General features: G+C 54.4%; 15 protein-coding genes and 7 tRNA genes. 5 read left to right on the top strand and 17 right to left on the bottom strand.

Annotated features, from left to right (window positions below; genetic code table 11):
• Window positions 1-20: 20 nt before the first annotated feature.
• From corC to miaB, 4 genes are all read right to left on the bottom strand, one after another.
• Window positions 21-899: a CNNM family magnesium/cobalt transport protein CorC gene (gene corC, locus EGY08_RS06900; protein ID WP_004130445.1), complete on the bottom strand. Its 879-nt coding sequence runs from the start codon at window positions 897-899 to the stop codon at window positions 21-23.
• A 98-nt stretch (window positions 900-997) separates the two neighbouring features.
• Window positions 998-1,465, bottom strand: a complete 468-nt coding sequence (gene ybeY / locus EGY08_RS06895) for an rRNA maturation RNase YbeY (RefSeq protein WP_004130446.1) — start codon at window positions 1,463-1,465, stop codon at window positions 998-1,000.
• Window positions 1,462-2,508 (bottom strand): PhoH family protein, encoded by a 1,047-nt coding sequence (locus EGY08_RS06890; RefSeq protein ID WP_004134159.1) that lies wholly within the window; start codon window positions 2,506-2,508, stop codon window positions 1,462-1,464. The genes ybeY and EGY08_RS06890 overlap by 4 nt, the downstream gene beginning before the upstream one ends.
• A 144-nt stretch (window positions 2,509-2,652) precedes the next feature.
• A complete protein-coding gene (gene miaB / locus EGY08_RS06885; protein ID WP_049114269.1) occupies window positions 2,653-4,077 on the bottom strand; it encodes a tRNA (N6-isopentenyl adenosine(37)-C2)-methylthiotransferase MiaB in 1,425 nt (474 codons plus the stop codon).
• Window positions 4,078-4,285: 208 nt separating this feature from the next.
• On the opposite strand from miaB, the gene ubiF reads away from it, so the two are divergent.
• Window positions 4,286-5,461 carry a 3-demethoxyubiquinol 3-hydroxylase gene (gene ubiF / locus EGY08_RS06880; RefSeq protein WP_049123141.1) on the top strand — a complete coding sequence of 392 codons (1,176 nt, stop codon included), beginning with the start codon at window positions 4,286-4,288 and terminating at the stop codon, window positions 5,459-5,461.
• Window positions 5,462-5,570: 109 nt separating this feature from the next.
• Here the strand turns inward: ubiF and EGY08_RS06875 are convergent.
• From EGY08_RS06875 to nagB, 12 genes are all read right to left on the bottom strand, one after another.
• Window positions 5,571-5,645 (bottom strand) — tRNA-Gln (locus EGY08_RS06875).
• A 97-nt stretch (window positions 5,646-5,742) separates the two neighbouring features.
• Window positions 5,743-5,817: transfer RNA gene (locus EGY08_RS06870), tRNA-Gln, on the bottom strand.
• 45 nt (window positions 5,818-5,862) lie between these two features.
• Window positions 5,863-5,939 (bottom strand) — tRNA-Met (locus EGY08_RS06865).
• A gap of 21 nt (window positions 5,940-5,960) precedes the next feature.
• Window positions 5,961-6,035 (bottom strand) — tRNA-Gln (locus tag EGY08_RS06860).
• Between the two features lie 34 nt (window positions 6,036-6,069).
• Window positions 6,070-6,144 (bottom strand) — tRNA-Gln (locus EGY08_RS06855).
• 35 nt (window positions 6,145-6,179) lie between these two features.
• A tRNA-Leu gene (locus EGY08_RS06850) sits at window positions 6,180-6,264 on the bottom strand.
• A gap of 8 nt (window positions 6,265-6,272) precedes the next feature.
• Window positions 6,273-6,349, bottom strand: a tRNA-Met gene (locus tag EGY08_RS06845).
• Window positions 6,350-6,579: 230 nt separating this feature from the next.
• On the bottom strand, window positions 6,580-8,241 hold the full coding sequence (gene asnB / locus EGY08_RS06840; protein ID WP_004130452.1) for an asparagine synthase B: 1,662 nt from the start codon (window positions 8,239-8,241) through the stop codon (window positions 6,580-6,582).
• 278 nt (window positions 8,242-8,519) lie between these two features.
• Window positions 8,520-9,272, bottom strand: coding sequence for an HAD-IIA family hydrolase (locus EGY08_RS06835; RefSeq protein ID WP_004100215.1), 753 nt, complete (start codon window positions 9,270-9,272; stop codon window positions 8,520-8,522).
• A gap of 45 nt (window positions 9,273-9,317) precedes the next feature.
• Complete coding sequence (nagC, locus tag EGY08_RS06830; RefSeq protein ID WP_004130454.1) at window positions 9,318-10,538, bottom strand: DNA-binding transcriptional regulator NagC; 1,221 nt, start codon at window positions 10,536-10,538, stop codon at window positions 9,318-9,320.
• An 8-nt stretch (window positions 10,539-10,546) separates the two neighbouring features.
• The gene (nagA, locus tag EGY08_RS06825) at window positions 10,547-11,695 is read right to left on the bottom strand and encodes an N-acetylglucosamine-6-phosphate deacetylase (RefSeq protein WP_004130456.1); all 1,149 of its coding nucleotides are present in this window, start codon (window positions 11,693-11,695) and stop codon (window positions 10,547-10,549) included.
• 60 nt (window positions 11,696-11,755) lie between these two features.
• Entirely contained in the window at window positions 11,756-12,556 is an 801-nt protein-coding gene (gene nagB, locus EGY08_RS06820) for a glucosamine-6-phosphate deaminase (RefSeq protein WP_004130458.1), read from the bottom strand.
• A 312-nt stretch (window positions 12,557-12,868) separates the two neighbouring features.
• Here nagB and nagE point away from each other — a divergent pair, with 312 nt between their 5' ends.
• The 4 genes from nagE (at window position 12,869) to chiQ (ending at window position 18,887) form a co-directional block, all read left to right on the top strand.
• Window positions 12,869-14,821, top strand: a complete 1,953-nt coding sequence (gene nagE, locus EGY08_RS06815) for a PTS N-acetyl glucosamine transporter subunit IIABC (protein WP_004130459.1) — start codon at window positions 12,869-12,871, stop codon at window positions 14,819-14,821.
• A 178-nt stretch (window positions 14,822-14,999) separates the two neighbouring features.
• Window positions 15,000-16,667: a glutamine--tRNA ligase gene (glnS, locus tag EGY08_RS06810; RefSeq protein ID WP_049114179.1), complete on the top strand. Its 1,668-nt coding sequence runs from the start codon at window positions 15,000-15,002 to the stop codon at window positions 16,665-16,667.
• Window positions 16,668-17,104: 437 nt separating this feature from the next.
• Window positions 17,105-18,508 carry a chitoporin ChiP gene (gene chiP, locus EGY08_RS06795; protein WP_004130464.1) on the top strand — a complete coding sequence of 468 codons (1,404 nt, stop codon included), beginning with the start codon at window positions 17,105-17,107 and terminating at the stop codon, window positions 18,506-18,508.
• 46 nt (window positions 18,509-18,554) lie between these two features.
• Window positions 18,555-18,887 (top strand): ChiQ/YbfN family lipoprotein, encoded by a 333-nt coding sequence (gene chiQ, locus EGY08_RS06790; protein ID WP_004130466.1) that lies wholly within the window; start codon window positions 18,555-18,557, stop codon window positions 18,885-18,887.
• Between the two features lie 51 nt (window positions 18,888-18,938).
• On the opposite strand, the gene EGY08_RS06785 is transcribed toward chiQ, so the two are convergent.
• Window positions 18,939-20,234: an MFS transporter gene (locus EGY08_RS06785; protein WP_004130467.1), complete on the bottom strand. Its 1,296-nt coding sequence runs from the start codon at window positions 20,232-20,234 to the stop codon at window positions 18,939-18,941.
• Window positions 20,235-20,255 lie beyond the last annotated feature (21 nt).

The following is a 20,255-nucleotide window of genomic DNA, read 5'->3' as shown; positions in this document are numbered from 1 at the left end:
AGGTTAATCGTCCCGTTGGATTAGTCTTCCAGCTTCGGCTGCGGGGCATCATCAGGAAGCTTTACATGTACCTGAATAATACGTCGGCTGTCAGCCATTGCGACCTTGAATTGGTAACCATCAATGTCGATAGACTCGCCGCGGGCAGGCAGATGACCAAACGCCTGCATCACCAGGCCGCCGATGGTGTCGACCTCTTCATCGCTGAAGTGGGTGCCGTACGCCTCGTTGAAGTCTTCGATTGAGGCCAGTGCGCGCACCGTCCACGTATGGCGGCTTAGCTGACGGAAATCGATGTCTTCCTCTTCGTCGTATTCGTCTTCAATTTCACCGACGATCAGCTCAAGGATATCTTCAATGGTCACCAGACCCGAGACGCCGCCAAACTCATCGATAACGATAGCCATATGATAACGCTGGGAACGGAACTCCTTCAGCATGCGGTCGACCCGCTTGCTCTCAGGCACGACAACCGCCGGGCGCAACACTTTTTCCATGCTGAAGGCTTCAGCATCGCTGCGCATAAACGGCAGCAGATCTTTGGCCATCAGAATCCCTTCAATGTGATCTTTATCTTCGCTGATCACCGGGAAACGCGAGTGGGCGGATTCGATGATCACATCGAGGCACTCGTCCAGCGTCTGGTTGCGTTTCAGGGTAATCATCTGCGAGCGGGGGATCATGATGTCGCGGACGCGCTGGTCGGCGATATCCATTACCCCTTCGAGCATATCGCGCGTATCTTCGTCGATAAGGTCGTTTTGCCCGGAATCACGGATCAGCGCCAGCAGTTCGTCACGATTTTTGGGTTCACCGTGAAAGAGCTGGCTGAGTAACAGGGAGAAGAATCCCTTTTTGCTGTTTACTGTGTCGCTACTGTGTGAATTGTCGTCGCTCATGGCGTCGTATGGGTTCTCATGTTAGTTAAATAGTCGCTCGTCACGCGTATACTCAGCGCCCGGCATAGCGGCCAGTCGCCGGCAAAGCCGGCAACGGGTTATTCCTTCTCGGCAATGTACGGATCCTCATAGCCCAGAGCAAGCATTATCTCTGTTTCGAGGGATTCCATCTCTTCCGCTTCTTCGTCGATGATATGGTCATAGCCCAAAAGATGCAGGCTACCGTGGACCACCATATGCGCCCAGTGCGCTTCCAGCGGTTTACCTTGCTCTTTCGCCTCCTGTTCAACCACCTGACGGCAGATAACCAGGTCGCCAAGCAGCGGCATTTCGATGCCCGGCGGGGCTTCGAACGGGAAAGAGAGCACGTTAGTTGGCTTGTCCTTCCCACGATAGGTCAGGTTTAGCTCGTGGCTTTCCGCTTCATCAACCAGGCGAATCGTCAGCTCCGACTCTTCCTGAAACTGCGGGATAACGCTATCGACCCAGCGCTGAAACAGGGCTTCATCCGGCATTCCGCTGTTATCTTCGCAAGCCAGCTGTAAATCGAGAATGACCTGACTCATTTATGCTCCTGTTCCTGGGCTTCGCGCTTGCGCTCGGCGGCCAGTTCTGCTTTACGTTTCTGGTCTGCTTCTTCCCAGGCTTCATAGGCGTTAACGATGCGGGCGACCACCGGGTGGCGCACGACGTCTTCGCTATGGAAGAAGTTGAAGCTGATCTCATCGACTTCCGCCAGCACTTCAATCGCGTGGCGCAGGCCCGATTTGGTGCTGCGCGGCAGGTCAATCTGCGTGACGTCGCCGGTAATGACCGCCTTAGAGTTAAAGCCGATACGGGTCAGGAACATTTTCATCTGTTCAATGGTGGTGTTCTGGCTTTCGTCGAGAATGATAAACGCATCGTTCAGCGTACGGCCGCGCATATAGGCCAGCGGCGCGACTTCAATCACGTTGCGCTCAATCAACTTTTCGACTTTCTCGAAGCCGAGCATCTCGAACAGCGCGTCGTACAGGGGACGCAGATACGGATCGACTTTCTGGCTTAAATCGCCGGGCAGGAAGCCCAGTTTTTCGCCAGCCTCAACCGCCGGACGGGTCAGAAGAATACGGCGGATCTCCTGACGCTCCAGCGCGTCTACCGCGGCGGCGACCGCCAGGTAGGTTTTCCCGGTCCCGGCAGGGCCGACGCCGAAGGTAATGTCGTGGTCGAGAATATTGGCGATGTACTGCGCCTGATTCGGCGTACGCGGCTTAATCACGCCACGCTTGGTTTTGATATTGATGGCTTTACCGTAGTCCGGTACGCTTTCGGCGCTCTGCTCCAGCACGCGGGCTTCTTTGATCGCCAGATGAATTTGTTCCGGTTCAATATCCTGAATTTCGCCGCGCATCGGCGCGGTATCGACGTACAGACTGCGCAGGATATCCGCCGCAGCGGTGACGCAAATCGGCCGACCGGTCAGTTTAAAGTGGTTGTCACGACGGTTAATCTCGATGCCGAGACGGCGTTCCAGCTGTTTAATATTGTCATCAAACGGGCCGCACAGGCTCAGCAAACGGGCGTTGTCCGCGGGCTCAAGGGTGATTTCGCGAGTGTCTGTATTCAAGCTGTTCCTCTTATACATAGATAGCCGGAAGGTAGCCGGTCAGGAAATTATTCACGTCATCGGAATATGGCGCAAGCATCGCTATTGATATTGGGTTCAGGAGAGGAAATACAAGGCCTGCCGGAGCCGGCAGGCCTGAACGGATTATGGCTGGTAGATACCGACGCCAAGATCGTTTTCTTTACGAGTGCGGGCAATCACCGACTCCGGGGTTTCCGCAATGCGCAGACCCATTTCGTCCTCGGTGCGCACCACTTTACCGCGCAGGGAGTTTGTCCAGACGTCGGTGATCTCGACATCGACAAACTTGCCGATCATCTCAGGCGAGCCTTCGAAGTTCACCACGCGGTTATTTTCGGTGCGGCCAGACAGCTCCATAATGCTCTTACGTGAGGTGCCTTCCACCAGAATGCGCTGCACGGTGCCGAGCATACGGCGGCTCCAGGCCATCGCCTGCTGGTTGATGCGCTCCTGCAGAATATACAGACGCTGTTTCTTGTCCTCTTCCGGTACGTCGTCGACCATATCGGCCGCCGGCGTGCCCGGACGCGCGGAGAAGATGAAGCTGTAGCTCATATCGAAATTCACATCGGCGATCAACTTCATGGTTTGTTCGAAATCCTGCGTGGTTTCGCCAGGGAAGCCGACGATGAAGTCGGAGCTGATCTGAATATCCGGACGCGCCGCGCGCAGTTTGCGGATAATCGCTTTATATTCCAGCGCCGTGTGGGTTCGGCCCATCAGGTTCAGCACGCGGTCGGAACCGCTCTGCACCGGCAGGTGCAGGAAGCTGACCAGCTCCGGCGTATCGCGGTAAACCTCGATGATATCGTCGGTGAACTCGATGGGATGGCTGGTGGTAAAGCGGATCCGGTCGATACCGTCGATCGCCGCAACCAGGCGCAGGAGATCGGCAAAGCTACCGCTGGTGCCGTCATAGTTTTCCCCGCGCCAGGCGTTCACGTTCTGCCCGAGTAGGTTAACTTCACGTACGCCCTGAGCCGCAAGCTGGGCGATTTCAAACAGGATATCGTCGCTTGGGCGGCTCACTTCCTCACCGCGGGTATAAGGCACCACGCAGTAGGTGCAGTACTTGTTGCAGCCTTCCATGATGGAAACAAAGGCGCTTGGGCCTTCGGCGCGCGGTTCCGGCAGGCGGTCGAATTTTTCGATTTCCGGGAAGCTGATATCGACGACCGGGCTGCGGTTGCCTCGTACCGAGTTGATCATTTCCGGCAGGCGGTGCAGGGTCTGCGGCCCAAAAATAATATCGACATAGTGGGCGCGCTGGCGAATATGGTCGCCTTCCTGAGAGGCCACGCAGCCGCCAACGCCGATGATCAGGTTGGGATTCTTCTCTTTCAGCAGCTTCCAGCGTCCTAGCTGATGGAATACTTTTTCCTGAGCCTTCTCACGGATTGAGCAGGTATTGAGCAGCAGCACATCCGCTTCTTCCGCCACTTCAGTGAGTTGATACCCGTGGGTGGCATCCAGCAGATCGGCCATCTTTGATGAATCGTATTCGTTCATCTGACAGCCCCAGGTTTTAATATGGAGTTTTTTTGTCATCGACTTGCTCATGCTTAATTAGGTATACCCAAAGTCAGCGTCTTCACCGGATGTTGCTCTGCAATGTGAAGGGTGACGGATATAAAGCCAGGATTGCAGGGCGCGTATTGTAATGCTTTGACCGCGCCCTGACCAGTACGACCGTAATCACCACAAGCCGAATAAAAATCCGGTAAACTGAGGGGATTCGGGTTTAAGGATAATAGCCATGACAATTCATGCAACAGATGTCGTTATCGTCGGCGGCGGGATGGTTGGCGGCGCCCTCGCGCTTGGCCTGGCGCAGCAGGGCTTTACGGTGACGGTCATTGAAAAAAACGCGCCTCCGGTTTTCGATGCTTCTTCACCGCCTGACGTACGTATTTCGGCAATCAGCGCGTCATCGGTAGGGCTGCTGAGAGGCCTCGGCGTCTGGGACAGCGTGCGGTCCATGCGCGCCCATGCGTACCGCCAGCTAGAAACCTGGGAGTGGGAAAGCGCCCATGTTGTCTTCAACGCCGCGGAGCTGAAGCTGCCGGAACTGGGCTATATGGTGGAGAATAACGTTCTGCAGCGAGCCCTGTGGCAGGCGCTGGAAGCCCATGAACGCATATCGCTGCAGGTGGGGACATCGCTTCAGGAGATGCGGCGTGGAGAAACGTACACCTCCTTAACGCTGACCGACGGCAGCCAGCTTGATGCGCGGCTGGTGGTGGGCGCGGACGGCGCCAGTTCGCAGGTGCGTCAGCTGGCCGGAATCGGCATCCACGCGTGGCAGTACCAGCAATCCTGTATGTTGATCAGCGTACAGTGTGCGGACGATCCCGGCGACAGTACCTGGCAGCAGTTCACTCCGACGGGGCCGCGCGCGTTTTTACCGCTGTTCGATCATTGGGCTTCGCTGGTGTGGTACGACGCGCCAGCGAGGATCCGTCAGTTGCAGGGAATGAGTATGGCTCAGCTACAGCAGGAAATTACTCGCCACTTCCCGTCGCGGCTGGGAGAGATTACGCCGCTGAGCGCGGGCGCTTTCCCGCTTACCCGCCGTCACGCATTGCAGTATGTTAAGCCGGGGCTGGCGCTGGTGGGCGATGCTGCACACACCATCCATCCGCTGGCGGGGCAGGGGGTTAACCTCGGCTATCGCGATGTCGATGCGCTGCTCGATATTCTTGGCAGAGCAAAAGCGCACGGTGAGGAGTGGGCCAGCCTGCCGGTACTTAAGCGCTACCAGACGCGGCGTCAGGCGGACAACTTTATTATGCAGTCGGGAATGGATCTGTTTTACGCCGGATTTAGCAACGATTTGCCGCCGGTGCGTATGCTGAGAAATATTGGGCTGATGGCGGCCGAGCGCGCCGGCGGACTGAAGCGTCAGGCGTTGAAATACGCGTTAGGTTTATAACGAGAACGACCCCGGCTTGCAAAGGTGAGGCCGGGGTGCGGAACGGTAATGTGCATAGCGTAAACGCCAAAAAGCAAAAAGCTCGCCGAAGCGAGCTTTTTGCTTTTGTTGGCTGGGGTACGAGGATTCGAACCTCGGAATGCCGGAATCAGAATCCGGTGCCTTACCGCTTGGCGATACCCCAATTTTACGTTGACCATTTCGTACCGGGGTCAAACCGGTGGCTTAGTGCCTGGAGATACTCCAACGGGTGCGCACACAGCGTGAGCGACTTTTGAAATTGGCTGGGGTACGAGGATTCGAACCTCGGAATGCTGGTATCAGAAACCAGAGCCTTACCGCTTGGCGATACCCCAACAATTTTTTTGGATTTATCGAACTGAATCAATAATTCCTTTGTATGGTGGCTACGACGGGATTCGAACCTGTGACCCCATCATTATGAGTGATGTGCTCTAACCAGCTGAGCTACGTAGCCAAAATCTTACTCTTTTTTCGATGGCTGGGGTACCTGGATTCGAACCAGGGAATGCCGGTATCAAAAACCGGTGCCTTACCGCTTGGCGATACCCCAATACCGTCGCGGTGAACCGCAAACATCGAAAATATGGCTGGGGTACCTGGATTCGAACCAGGGAATGCCGGTATCAAAAACCGGTGCCTTACCGCTTGGCGATACCCCAACAAAAACCTTTTACTGCCAACGCGAAAGAGTAAATGGTGCGGGAGGCGAGACTTGAACTCGCACACCTTGCGGCGCCAGAACCTAAATCTGGTGCGTCTACCAATTTCGCCACTCCCGCAAAAAAGATGGTGGCTACGACGGGATTTGAACCTGTGACCCCATCATTATGAGTGATGTGCTCTAACCAGCTGAGCTACGTAGCCATCTTTTTTTCGCGTTACCTTATCGGCGTTGCGGGGCGCATTATGCGTATTGAGCCTTGAAGCGTCAACCCCTTTTTCATCGAAAATGGGCTGAACGTAACTGTTTGGTTAGGTTGCGAACAGCGTGGCGCAATAATCGTCAATTATTGGTTATTTATCGTTTTTAACGGCTTAAATAAGGCACAAAACAAAAACGGACTCCGCAGAGTCCGTTTTGAAAACAGCGCCGGTTAGTAGGCCGACTGGTGTACGCCAACCGCGCGTCCCGACGGATCGTTCATTTTTTTGAAAGATTCGTCCCACTCAATCGCTTTTGCTGAAGAGCATGCGACGGAAGGGCCGCCAGGCACGCATTCAGCCGCGCTTGGAACCGGGAACAGCTCTTCGAAGATCTCACGGTAGAGATACGCTTCTTTCGATGATGGCGTGTTGTACGGGAAGCGGAAGCTGGCGGTTTCCAGTTGCTGATCGGAAATTTGTTCAGCGGCCACTTCTTTTAAAGTATCGATCCAGCTGTAACCTACGCCATCAGAGAACTGTTCTTTCTGGCGCCAGGCGACGCTTGCCGGCAGGTAAGATTCAAAACATTCACGCAGGACATGTTTTTCCATTTTACCGTTGCCGCACATTTTGTCCTGCGGGTTGATACGCATTGCCACGTCGAGGAATTTCTTATCCAGGAACGGCACGCGCGCTTCAACGCCCCATGCGGACATCGCTTTGTTGGCGCGAGCGCAGTCAAACATATGCAGCGCCTGCAGCTTGCGTACGGTCTCTTCGTGCAGCTCTTTAGCGTTTGGCGCTTTATGGAAATAAAGGTAGCCGCCAAATACTTCATCAGAACCTTCGCCAGACAACACCATTTTGATGCCCATCGCTTTGATTTTACGCGACATCAGGTACATCGGCGTTGACGCGCGAATTGTCGTCACGTCGTAGGTTTCAATGTGATAGATAACATCGCGAATCGCGTCCAGGCCTTCCTGCACCGTAAAGTGGATTTCGTGGTGAACGGTGCCCAGATGGTTAGCCACTTCCTGCGCGGCTTTCAGATCGGGCGCGCCTTCCAGACCGACGGCGAAGGAGTGCAGCTGCGGCCACCAGGCTTCTGATTTTTCCTGATCTTCGACGCGGCGCGCGGCATATTTTTTGGTGATGGCGGAAATCACCGATGAATCCAGGCCGCCGGAGAGCAGGACGCCGTACGGGACATCGGACATCAGGTGGCTTTTCACCGACTCTTCCAGCGCCTGACGCAGTTCATTTTTGTCCGTGACGTTGTCTTTGACGGCGTCATAATCGAACCAGTCGCGCTGATAGTACTCGCGGATTTCGCCATCTTTGCTCCACAGGTAGCTGCCTGCCGGGAACTCTTTAATCGTACGGCATACCGGAACCAGCGCTTTCATTTCTGAAGCAACGTAGAAGTTGCCGTGTTCATCGTGACCCATATACAGCGGGATGATGCCGATGTGGTCGCGACCAATCAGATACGCGTCTTTTTCGCTGTCGTAGAGAGCAAAAGCAAACATCCCCTGCAGATCGTCGAGGAAGTCCGGACCTTTTTCCTGATACAGCGCGAGGATAACTTCGCAGTCGGAACCGGTCTGGAACGCATAGCGGTCGCCGTATTCCGCGCGCAGCGCCTGGTGGTTGTAGATTTCACCGTTAACGGCGAGGGCGTGAGTTTTTGCAGCGTTATACAGCGGCTGCGCGCCGGCGTTCACGTCGACGATTGACAGGCGTTCATGCGCCAGGATGGCTTTATCACAGGCATAGACGCCTGACCAGTCCGGGCCGCGGTGGCGCATCAGGCGGGAAAGCTCCAGTGCCTTTTTACGCAGTTCACCCGCGTCAGTTTTAATATCCAGTACGCCAAAAATCGAACACATAGCCTTCTCCGTTACCCTGTCTTGTTTGATGTTGTGCAGGCTTCGTCTAAACGCGAAGCCTCAGTGCATGCTTTAGAAAATGCCGCAAAGGGGCGAAGGGCGCAAGGGGTTTACGCCAGCAAAAGAAAATAATGCAATTGTGATTGTCGAATAGTGAAAAAAGAGTATGTTTTGAGCGCTTTTGTTGATGAATATTCAGTAATAGTGCTTTTCTTTTAGATAAAAGCGTTCAGAAGAGGCTTGGAAATAAGAAACCACGTCGCAGGACGTGGTTTTATTTAGAAAATATCGATTTCTGCAACCGATGGATAAATCCAGGACGGGCGGAACGGCATGCTGTCGATATCGTCGAGCGTGGCAACCCCGGAAAGCACCAGAATGGTTTCCAGACCGGCCTGGAAGCCCGCCAGAATATCCGTGCGCAGGTTGTCGCCGACGATAACCGTTTGTTCCGAATGCGCCTGCATTTTATTCAGCGCAGAGCGGATAATCCATGGGCTTGGTTTACCGACGTAGAACGGCTTACGGCCGGAGATTTTTTCAATACCGGCGCACAGCGCGCCGCAGGCCGGGTAATAGCCGCGGCCGTGCGTATCCGGGTTAGTTGCGATAAAGCGCGCACCGTTGGCGACAAAAAACGCCGCCTTATGCATCATTTCCCAGTTAAAGGAGCGGGTCTCACCGACGATAACGAAATCAGGATTGACGTCAGTGATGGTAAAGCCTGCTTTATACAGTTCGTGAATCAGCGCGCCTTCGCCAACCACATAGGCTTTTTTGCCTTCCTGACGGCGCAAAAAATCGGCAGTGGCCATCGCTGAGGTATAAAAGGCGGTATCAGGAACATCGATTCCGGCGGTCGCAAAGCGGTTCGCCAGGTCCTGGCCGGTCTGCGAAGGGTAGTTAGTCAGCATCACCAGCGGCATCTCTTTTTCGAGAATGCGCTTGATGAATTCGGCGGCGCCCGGTACGGCCACATTGTCGTGCATCAGCACACCGTCAATATCACAAATTACGTTTTGAATGGTCATGGACTGTCCGACATCGTTAAAGAAAGGCGAAACTATAAAGCGGCTTTAGCTTTCCAGCAAACGCTGGAGCAGGATCCCGTTAAGCATCGCACGCTTGACCAGGGCAAAAGCGCCGATGGCAGAACGATGATCGAGCGTAGAACGGACTACCGGCAGATTTTTACGAAATGCCTTCAGCGCCTGGGTGTTAATGCAGCCTTCAATAGCCGGTAACAGCACTTTTTCCGCCTCGACGATCTCACCGGCAATCACCACTTTTTGCGGATTAAACAGGTTAATGGCGATGGCGATAGTTTTACCCAGATGACGGCCAACGTGCTCGATCACCTCGCAGGCCAGCGCATCGCCTTTATTCGCGGCTTTACAGATCGTTTTGATCGTACAGTCATCGAGGGGGATCTTGCTCTGATAACCCTGCGCCAGCAGATGACGAACCCGATGTTCAATGGCGGCGTTGGCGGCGACGGTTTCCAGACAGCCGAAGTTGCCGCAGTGGCAGCGCTCACCCAGCGGGTCGACCTGGATATGGCCGATTTCCCCGACGTTTCCGTTACGGCCAATAAAAATCCGGCCGTTGGAGATGATCCCCGCACCGGTCCCGCGGTGTACGCGCACCAGAATGGAGTCTTCACAGTCGTGGCTCGCACCAAAGTAGTGCTCCGCCAGCGCCAGGCTACGAATATCGTGGCCGACATAGCAAGTGACTTTAAAGCGTTTTTCCAGCGCTTCAACCAGCCCCCAGTTCTCCACCTGAATATGCGGCATATAGCGAATGACGCCGCTTTCCGGATCGACCAGTCCCGGCAGGATCACCGAAATGGCGATTAGCTCGCGGATTTTGCGCTGACAGCTCTCCATAAAGGAGGCGATGATGTTGAGCAGGGCGTGTTCCAGCGTTTCCTGGGTTCTTTCCGGCAGCGGGTAGTGCTCTTCTTCGAGGGTCTTACTGCTTAAATCATAGAGCGTCAGGGTAGCGTCATAGCGGCCAAGACGTACGCCGATGGCGTGAAAGCTGCGGGTTTCGGCAACAATCGAGATGGCGCGGCGGCCCCCGGTGGAGGCCTGCTGATCGACTTCTTTGATCAGTCCGCGTTCAATAAGCTGACGCGTAATTTTGGTTACGCTGGCAGGGGCAAGCTGGCTTTGTTCCGCAATCTGGATACGCGAGATGGGGCCGTGCTGATCGATGAGCCGGTAAACGGCAGCGCTGTTCAGCTGTTTTACGAGATCGACGTTACCAATTTGAGCTTGTCCGCCTGCTGTCATACTTTTACTTACTCAGTGACGACCTCGTTACCATTAACGATGGTCTTGGTGATTTTATAATCGCGGGTGAATGCGGTCAGGTTAGCGACCATCCCCGGGGCAATGCTGCCTAACTGTTTGTCTACGCCAATGGCGCGGGAAGGGTAGAGCGTCGCCATACGCAACACTTCATCCAGCGCAATGCCGCAATGCTCAACGAGGTTACGCACCCCTTCAATCATGGTCAATGAAGAGCCGCTGAGGGTGCCGTTCTCATCTACGCACAGGCCGTTCCGGTAGTATATTGTTTTACCAGCAAAAATGAACTGCTCAATATTGGCACCCGCTGGCGCCGTTGCGTCGGTAACAAGACACAGCTTGTCGCCTTTCAAGCGTTTAGCGAGGCGCACGTTAGCGTAATCGACGTGCAGGCCATCGACGATGATGCCGCAGTAGACATCCGGCTCGTCGAAAATCGCGCCAGCCAGGCCCGGCTCACGACCGGTAATATACGGCATGGCGTTAAACAGATGGGTGGCAAAGGTAATCCCGGCGCGGAAACCGATTTTCGCTTCTTTTAGCGTCGCGTTGGAATGACCGGCGGAGACGATGATACCTGCGGCCACCAGTTTGCGAATAACTTCTGGTTCTACGCGTTCAGGCGCGAGAGTGATTTTGGTTATCACATCCGCGTTTTCGCACAGGAAATCGACCAGCGCGGCGTCCGGTTTACGGACGAAATCCGGGTTATGGGTGCCTTTTTTGACAATATTCAGCCACGGACCTTCAAGATGCAGGCCCAGCGCCTGGTTGGGATGCTTTTGCAAATACTCGCGCATCACGCGGACACCCTGTTTCATCAGGTCATCGCTGGCGGTAATGAGCGTGGGCAGATAGCTGGTGCAGCCGGAGCGTTCATTCGCCTTCTGCATAATTTCCAGCGTTTCAACGGTGACCGCATCCGCCGTGTCGTTGAACTGCACGCCGCCGCAGCCGTTAAGCTGGACGTCGATAAAACCGGGGGAAAGGATCGCACCATTAACCGAGCGCTGTTCGATCCCGGTGGGCAGCTCAGTCTGCGGACAGATACGTTCGATAAGGCCATTGGCGATAACAATCGCATGGTCATCCAGAATTTCATGACCGGTATAAATCCGGCCTTGGGTTAATGCATACATTACGACCCCCGGTTGTCAAAAATGGTTGTCCCGCAGGGTCTGCTGCGGGACGAGACTACATTACAGACCTTTGATATTTTCGGCTTCTAATTCGTTGAAATATTTCAGTGTCTTAACTTTCAGTTCCATAGTGGATGGCTCATCGCAGACGACAACCGCTTTCGGGTGCAACTGCAGACAGGTGATGGTCCACATATGGTTTACGTTGCCTTCCACCGCCGCCTGCAGCGCCAGCGCTTTCTGATGACCCAGCACCAGAATCATCACTTCTTCCGCGTCGAGCAGCGTGCCTACGCCAACGGTCAGCGCGTATTTAGGCACCTGGTCAACATCACCGTCGAAGAAACGGGAATTCGCTACGCGAGTATCGTGGGTCAGGGTTTTGATGCGTGTGCGTGAAGCCAAAGAAGAGGCAGGTTCGTTAAAAGCGATGTGGCCATCGTTACCCACGCCGCCCATAAACAGGTGGATTTTACCGTAAGAACGAATTTTTTCTTCATAGCGACGGCATTCTGCATCAATATCCGGCGCGTTACCATTCAGCAGATTAATATTTTCCGCCGGGATATCAACGTGATCAAAGAAGTTGCGGTGCATAAAGCTATGATAGCTTTCCGGGTGCTCTTTCGGCAGGCCAACGTACTCATCCATGTTGAAGGTGACAACATGCTTAAAGCTAACCTGGCCTGCTTTGTGCATCTCAACCAGGGCTTTATAAGCGGTTAGAGGCGTGCCGCCGGTGGGCAGACCGAGGACAAACGGACGGTCCGCAGTCGGTTTGAACGCATTGATGCGGTTAACGATATGCCGGGCAGCCCATTTACCGACTTGTTCAGCTGTTACCAGGGGGATCAGTCTCATTGTTCACCTCTATAGTTAAATTAGAACCTGGCGGATTGGCGCCAGCATACTATTAAGAGTATCGCAGCAACTGCGCCGACCGGGGTCAATCCGTGTTGATTTTTTGAATGATAAAATAAGTTTTCATTGTTAGCCAGTCAAAGACGGAGGTGAATACGATATTTGGTGACTATTGTCACAAAAAATACCCATTTAATTTGCGAGACGAATTAATTTTTCAGACACTTTGCAGGTAAGTTAAAAAATTAACCAGGTTACACAATAATAAAGTGGCTTTAATGAGCCTTATCGGGGTCTCATAGGGGGAATAAGATGAATATTTTAGGTTTTTTTCAGCGACTCGGTAGGGCGTTACAGCTCCCTATCGCAGTGCTACCGGTCGCGGCGCTGCTGCTGCGATTCGGTCAACCGGATCTGCTTAACATTTCGTTTATCGCCCAGGCGGGCGGGGCAATCTTTGACAACCTGGCGCTGATTTTCGCTATCGGCGTCGCATCCAGTTGGTCGAAAGACAGCGCCGGCGCCGCAGCGCTGGCGGGGGCGGTAGGTTACTTCGTTTTGACCAAAGCGATGGTCACCATCAACCCTGCCATTAACATGGGCGTGCTGGCGGGTATCATTACCGGTCTGGTCGGCGGTGCCGTGTATAACCGCTGGTCAGGTATCAAACTGCCTGACTTCCTGAGCTTCTTCGGCGGCAAACGCTTTGTGCCCATCGCCACCGGCTTCTTCTGTCTGGTGCTGGCAGCCATCTTCGGCTACGTCTGGCCGCCGGTGCAGAACGCCATCCATGCTGGCGGTGAATGGATTGTGGGGGCGGGCGCGCTCGGCTCCGGTATCTTTGGTTTCATCAACCGTCTGCTGATCCCGACGGGTCTGCATCAGGTGCTGAACACCATCGCCTGGTTCCAGATTGGTGAATTCACCAACGCTGCTGGCGCCGTGTTCCACGGTGACATCAACCGCTTCTATGCGGGTGACGGCACCGCGGGGATGTTCATGTCCGGCTTCTTCCCGATCATGATGTTCGGTCTGCCGGGTGCGGCGCTGGCGATGTATTTCGCGGCCCCGAAAGAGCGTCGTCCGATGGTTGGCGGTATGCTGCTGTCGGTCGCGATCACCGCGTTCCTGACCGGTGTGACCGAGCCGCTGGAATTCCTGTTCATGTTCCTGGCGCCGCTGCTGTATCTCCTGCACGCCATCCTGACCGGTATCAGCCTGTTTGTTGCGACGGCGCTGGGTATCCACGCGGGCTTCTCCTTCTCTGCAGGTGCCATCGACTATGTTCTGATGTACAGCCTGCCGGCAGCCAGTAAAAACGTCTGGATGCTGATTGTGATGGGCGTTGTGTTCTTCGTTATTTACTTCCTGCTGTTCAGCGCGGTTATCCGCATGTTCAATCTGAAAACGCCGGGTCGTGAGGATAAAGTGGATGACGTGGTCACTGAAGAGGCCAACAGTAATACCGAAGAAGGTTTAACCCAGCTGGCGACCAACTACATCGCGGCGGTCGGCGGTACGGATAACCTGAAAGCGATTGATGCCTGTATTACCCGTCTGCGTCTGACCGTGGCGGACTCTGCGCTGGTTAACGATGCGGCCTGTAAGCGCCTCGGCGCTTCCGGTGTGGTTAAACTGAACAAGCAGACCATCCAGGTTATCGTGGGCGCGAAAGCGGAATCCGTCGGCGATGAAATGAAGAAAGTGGTTGCCCGTGGCCCGGTTGCTGCAGCGACTGCAGCGTCTCATAGCGCACCCGTAGCCGCTCAGGCTGTTAAACCACAGGCTGTTGCTAACGCGAAAACCGTTGAAGCGCTGGTTTCGCCGATTACCGGCGACATTGTGGCGCTGGAGCAGGTACCTGATGAAGCCTTCGCCAGCAAAGCGGTCGGCGACGGCGTGGCGGTTAAACCGACCGATAAGATTGTTGTTGCGCCGGCGGCAGGTACCGTGGTGAAGATTTTCAACACCAACCATGCCTTCTGTCTGGAAACTGAAAACGGTGCGGAAATCGTCGTCCATATGGGCATCGATACCGTCGCGCTTAACGGCCAGGGCTTTAAACGCCTGGTGGAAGAGGGCGCGGAAGTGAAAGCGGGTGAGCCGATTCTGGAACTGGATCTTGAGTTCCTGAATGCTAACGCGCGTTCGATGATTAGCCCGGTCGTCTGCAGCAACAGCGACGACTACAGCGCGCTGGTTATCCAGGCAACCGGTAAAGTGGTTGCTGGCCAGACACCGTTGTACGAAATTAAAGGCAAATAAGACTCCTGAGTGGCGTTTATGCCTCAGCGGCGCAGCGAAAGCTGCGCCGCTTTTTTTTACCGCAAACACCCCCATAATCTCCTTCTGATCGCTATTTTGCGTAACTAATAGTTGTCTCTACGCCCTGCTTGTAAGATCATGTGCCGTTATACGTTGTTTACGCTTTGAGGAACCCACGATGAGTGAGGCAGAAGCCCGCCCGACTAACTTTATTCGTCAGATCATTGATGAAGATCTGGCTACTGGTAAGCACACCACCGTTCATACCCGTTTCCCACCGGAACCGAACGGCTATCTGCACATTGGCCACGCGAAGTCTATTTGCCTGAACTTTGGCATCGCCCAGGATTACCAGGGCCAATGCAACCTGCGTTTCGATGACACCAACCCGGTGAAGGAAGATATCGAATATGTTGAGTCGATTAAAAACGACGTGCAGTGGTTAGGTTTCCACTGGTCCGGGGATGTTTGCTACTCGTCTGATTATTTCGATCAGCTGCACCAGTATGCGGTTGAACTAATTAATAAAGGCCTGGCCTACGTTGACGAACTGTCAGCAGAAGAGATCCGTGAGTACCGCGGCACGCTGAAAGAGCCGGGTAAAAATAGCCCGTACCGCGATCGCAGCGTGGAAGAGAACCTGGCGCTATTTGAAAAAATGCGTACCGGCGGATTTGCCGAAGGTAAAGCCTGCCTGCGCGCGAAAATCGATATGGCTTCTCCGTTTATCGTGATGCGCGATCCGGTGCTGTACCGCATTAAGTTTGCCGATCACCACCAGACCGGAAGCAAATGGTGCATCTATCCGATGTACGACTTCACCCACTGCATCAGCGATGCGCTGGAAGGGATTACCCACTCGCTGTGTACCCTCGAGTTCCAGGACAACCGCCGCCTGTACGATTGGGTGCTGGATAACATCAGCATTCCCGTGCATCCGCGCCAGTATGAATTCTCGCGCCTGAATCTCGAATACACCGTGATGTCCAAGCGTAAGCTGAATCAGCTGGTGACTGAGAAGCACGTTGAAGGCTGGGATGACCCGCGTATGCCGACCATTTCCGGTCTGCGCCGCCGCGGCTACACCGCTGAGTCTATCCGCGAATTCTGCAAACGCATCGGCGTGACCAAGCAGGACAATACTATCGAGATGGCGTCGCTGGAATCCTGCATTCGTGAAGATCTGAACGAAAACGCCCCGCGCGCGATGGCGGTTATCGACCCGGTTAAGCTGGTTATCGAAAACTATCCGCAGGGCGAAAGCGAAATGGTGGCCATGCCGAACCATCCGAACAAGCCGGAGATGGGCAGCCGTGAGGTGCCGTTCAGTGGCGAAATCTGGATCGATCGCGCCGACTTCCGTGAGGAAGCGAACAAGCAGTACAAGCGTCTGGTGCTGGGTAAAGAAGTTCGCCTGCGTAACGCCTACGTAATTAAAGCGGAGCGCGTGGAGAAAGATGCGGAAGGCAACATCACCACTATCTTCTGCACCTACGATGCCGATACCCTGAGCAAAGATCCGGCCGACGGCCGCAAGGTGAAGGGTGTGATTCACTGGGTGAGCGCGGCGCACGCGCTGCCGGTAGAAATCCGCCTCTACGATCGTCTGTTTAGCGTACCGAACCCGGGCGCGGCGGAAGATTTCCTCGCGGTGATGAACCCGGAATCGCTGGTGATCAAACAGGGATTTGCCGAGCCGAGCCTGGCGCAGGCGCAGGCGGAAAAAGCCTACCAGTTCGAGCGTGAAGGTTATTTCTGCCTGGATAGCCGCTATGCCACCGCAAGCCATCTGGTGTTTAACCGCACCGTCGGCCTGCGTGATACCTGGACGAAAGTCGGCGCGTAGCTACTCGCCATCATTAAGAACGCCGCTTACTGCGGCGTTTTTTTTATTCAGAATCAGCGAATTAAATTACCATATTTTCGCGATGCGAATTAATCTTGTTTACAGATTGTAATAAGCGTTATTTTTAATCCTTCCTGTATATCACCTGAAATCAGCTAATCGCTTTCATTTCCATTTGTTTTCTCTGTTTTTGCAAGCACTTCCACGCTAAATGTGTGATGTCTAAGACTGAAACATAAAGACATAAATTATGTGCGCTTTGTCATAATCTTCATCTTTGGTCGGCAAAAGAGATTGATAATTCGCGTCACGAAAAATAGTCTATACCCAGTGGTTATGCGAATTTTTACCGCACCACTTTTTAAGCTGTCTTATTTTATTTTTTTGCGCGTTGCCTTTGGTAACCGCACTTTTAAAACGTCAAAGAGGATATGCATATGCGTACGTTTAGTGGCAAACGTAGTACGCTGGCGCTGGCTATTGCCGGTGTCACAGCCCTGTCAGGATTTGCAATGGTGCCGGATGCAAAAGCAGAAGGGTTCATTGATGATTCAACGTTAACCGGCGGCATCTATTACTGGCAGCGTGAACGCGACCGTAAAGATGTGACCGACGGTGATAAATATAAAACTAACCTGTCGCACTCCACCTGGAACGCCAACCTCGACTTCCAGTCCGGCTATGCCGCCGACATGTTCGGTATTGACGTTGCTGCCTTTACCGCCATCGAAATGGGCGAAAGCAGCGAGAGCGGTCACCCGAACGAAATCGCTTTCTCCTCGCGCAATAAAACCTACGATGAAGACTATTCCGGCGATAAGAGCGGGATCAGCCTGTATAAAGCAGCCGCAAAATTTAAATTTGGTCCGACCTGGGCGCGCGCGGGCTATATTCAGCCAACCGGCCAGACGCTGCTGGCGCCGCACTGGAGCTTTATGCCGGGGACCTATCAGGGGGCTGAAGCCGGTGCGAACTTTGACTACGGCGATGCGGGCGCGCTGAGTTTCTCCTATATGTGGACGAACGAATATAAAGCGCCGTGGCACATTGAGATGGATGAGTTCTACCAGAACGACAAGAAAACCAAGGTGGATTACCTTCACTCTCTCGGCGCCAAATATGATTTTAAAAACGATCTTGTGCTGGAAGCGGCGTTTGGTCAGGCACAGGGTTACATCGACCAGTATTTTGCCAAGGCCAGCTATAAGTTTGATGTTGCAGGCACGCCGTTAACCACCAGCTATCAGTTCTACGGCACCCGCGATAAAGTCAGCAACGGCGGGGTTAACGACATCTATGACGGCACCGCGTGGCTGCAGGCATTGACCTTTGGTTATAAGGTTGCCGACGTTCTGGACCTGCGTCTGGAAGGAACCTGGGTTAAAGCTGATGGTCAGCAGGGCTACTTCCTGCAGCGTATGACGCCAACTTACGCATCGTCTAACGGGCGACTGGATATCTGGTGGGATAACCGTTCGGACTTCAACGCCAACGGTGAAAAAGCGGTGTTCTTCGGCGCGATGTATGACATGAAGAACTGGAACATGCCGGGCTGGGCCTTTGGCGCATCCTACGTTTATGCGTGGGATGCAAAGCCGGGGAGAATGTCCTCGCCTGATGCGTACTACAATCCGGATAAACGCCTGGAAGAGTCCGCCTATAGCCTGGATGCCATGTACACCGTTCAGGAAGGACGCGCGAAGGGCACGCTGTTCAAACTCCACTTTACGCAATACGACAACCACTCCGATATCCCAAGCTGGAGCGGCGGCTACGGCAACATCTTCCAGGATGAGCGCGACGTGAAGTTCATGGTTATCGCTCCGTTCACCATTTTCTGATGCCACTGCGGCGGGGAAAACCCGCCGCAATTTCCCGAGGTTCATGATGAAAAAGTTAATACTTGTCGCCTTTATGGCAGCAGGTCTGGTTGCCTGTTCCCAGTCGCCAGCGCCTAAGGAAGACTCAAAGTTAAAAGATGCCTACAGCGCCTGCATCAATAGCGCTGAGGGCAATCCGGATAAAGTGGAAGCCTGTCAGAGCGTATTGAACGTGCTGAAGCAGGAGAAACAGCATCAGCAGTTCGCGACCCAGGAAAGCGTGCGGGTGCTGGATTATCAGCAGTGCATCCAGGCGCGGAAAACCGGTAACGATCAGGCTGTAGAGGCGCGCTGCGACCAGATCTGGAAAGAGATCCGTAGTAACAATACGCCGCGTTAAGCCTGACCGAGGCGGGCAACGGGCGGAGCGTAAACTCCGCCCGTTGCTATTTTAGCGTGGTATTTCTGCCGGCTGGTAGCCGCGGCTCAGGCGTACGAAGAGCATCGCGGTAGCGGCCAGGCCGCATAGCGCGGCGCACATCAGCCACCAGCCCGGCGAACTTTTATCGCCCGTTATCTCTACCAGCGCGGTGGAAATTGCTGGCGTCAGGCCACCAAAGATCGCGGTGGCGAGGCTAAAGGCCAGTGAAAAGCCGACGGTACGGACGTAGACCGGCATCACTTCCGTCAGGGCGGCCACCATCGCGCCGTTATACATACCAAAGAAGAATGAGAACCAGAGCAGGACCAGCGTCATGCGGGTGAAATCCGGCGCGGCGGTGAGCCAGTTCATTACCGGCCAGGTCGTGAGTAGCGCCAGCAGGGTAATGCCCATCAGCACCGGTCGACGGCCTATTTTGTCAGAAATTGCCCCGCCGATCGGTAACCAGATAAAGTTAGAGATGCCGACCAGCATGGTCACCAGCAGACTGTCGCGGGCGCTCAGGTGCAGCACGGCTCTCCCGTAGGTTGGGGTATAGACGGTAATAAAGTAAAAAGTGGTCGTGGTCATCGCCACCAGCAAGGTCCCCGCCGTGATGATGCGCCAGTTTTTGACAATTGTGCTCAGAATCTCTCGCGTATCAGGACGATGTTTACGCTGCAGGAAGGCTTCGGTTTCTTGTAACGAACGCCGCAGCACAAAAATCAGCGGAATGATCAGACAGCCGATAAAGAAGGGAATGCGCCATCCCCATTCGGCGATCTCATCGTGGCCAAGCGTTTCGTTCAGCGCGTAGCCAATCAGCGCCGCGACGACGATAGCCACCTGCTGGCTGGCGGATTGCCAGCTGGTGTAGAACCCCTTGTTCCCCGGCGTGGCGATTTCCGATAAATAGACCGATACGCCGCCGAGTTCGACGCCCGCCGAAAAACCCTGCAACAGCCGCCCGACAACCACCAGAATGGGGGCGAGAATGCCGATGGTTTGATAGCCGGGAACCAGCGCTATCAGAAGCGTCCCGCAGCCCATAATCGCCAGCGTCACCATTAGCCCTTTACGCCGTCCGATCCTGTCGATATAGGCCCCCAGCACTATCGCGCCGATGGGGCGCATCAGAAAGCCCGAACCAAACACGGCGAAGGTCAGCATTAACGCCGCAAACTCGCTCTCCGCCGGAAAGAAAGTTCTGGCGATGTAGGTGGCGTAAAAACCAAACAGAAAAAAGTCGAACTGTTCGAGAAAATTACCGCTGGTCACGCGGAGAATGGCGCCAAAGGTACCGGCGCGCGATGAGGGTTGCGTCATAGGGTTTGCTCTCCATTGTCT

Origin of the sequence: Klebsiella sp. FDAARGOS_511 (genome assembly GCF_003812845.1) — a bacterium.
GTDB lineage: Bacteria > Pseudomonadota > Gammaproteobacteria > Enterobacterales > Enterobacteriaceae > Klebsiella > Klebsiella grimontii.
The sequence above is the reverse complement of the archived record's forward strand: the minus strand, read 5'-3'. Positions and strand labels throughout refer to the sequence as shown.

Coding starts and splice junctions, on each gene's coding strand:
- asnB (WP_004130452.1), bottom strand. CDS start 8,241: ATGTGTTCGATTTTTGGCGTACTGGATATTAAAACTGACGCGGGTGAA.
- nagE (WP_004130459.1), top strand. CDS start 12,869: ATGAATATTTTAGGTTTTTTTCAGCGACTCGGTAGGGCGTTACAGCTC.
- miaB (WP_049114269.1), bottom strand. CDS start 4,077: ATGACAAAAAAACTCCATATTAAAACCTGGGGCTGTCAGATGAACGAA.
- glnS (WP_049114179.1), top strand. CDS start 15,000: ATGAGTGAGGCAGAAGCCCGCCCGACTAACTTTATTCGTCAGATCATT.
- corC (WP_004130445.1), bottom strand. CDS start 899: ATGAGCGACGACAATTCACACAGTAGCGACACAGTAAACAGCAAAAAG.
- nagA (WP_004130456.1), bottom strand. CDS start 11,695: ATGTATGCATTAACCCAAGGCCGGATTTATACCGGTCATGAAATTCTG.
- chiP (WP_004130464.1), top strand. CDS start 17,105: ATGCGTACGTTTAGTGGCAAACGTAGTACGCTGGCGCTGGCTATTGCC.
- EGY08_RS06785 (WP_004130467.1), bottom strand. CDS start 20,234: ATGACGCAACCCTCATCGCGCGCCGGTACCTTTGGCGCCATTCTCCGC.
- ybeY (WP_004130446.1), bottom strand. CDS start 1,465: ATGAGTCAGGTCATTCTCGATTTACAGCTGGCTTGCGAAGATAACAGC.
- ubiF (WP_049123141.1), top strand. CDS start 4,286: ATGACAATTCATGCAACAGATGTCGTTATCGTCGGCGGCGGGATGGTT.
- chiQ (WP_004130466.1), top strand. CDS start 18,555: ATGAAAAAGTTAATACTTGTCGCCTTTATGGCAGCAGGTCTGGTTGCC.
- nagB (WP_004130458.1), bottom strand. CDS start 12,556: ATGAGACTGATCCCCCTGGTAACAGCTGAACAAGTCGGTAAATGGGCT.
- EGY08_RS06835 (WP_004100215.1), bottom strand. CDS start 9,272: ATGACCATTCAAAACGTAATTTGTGATATTGACGGTGTGCTGATGCAC.
- nagC (WP_004130454.1), bottom strand. CDS start 10,538: ATGACAGCAGGCGGACAAGCTCAAATTGGTAACGTCGATCTCGTAAAA.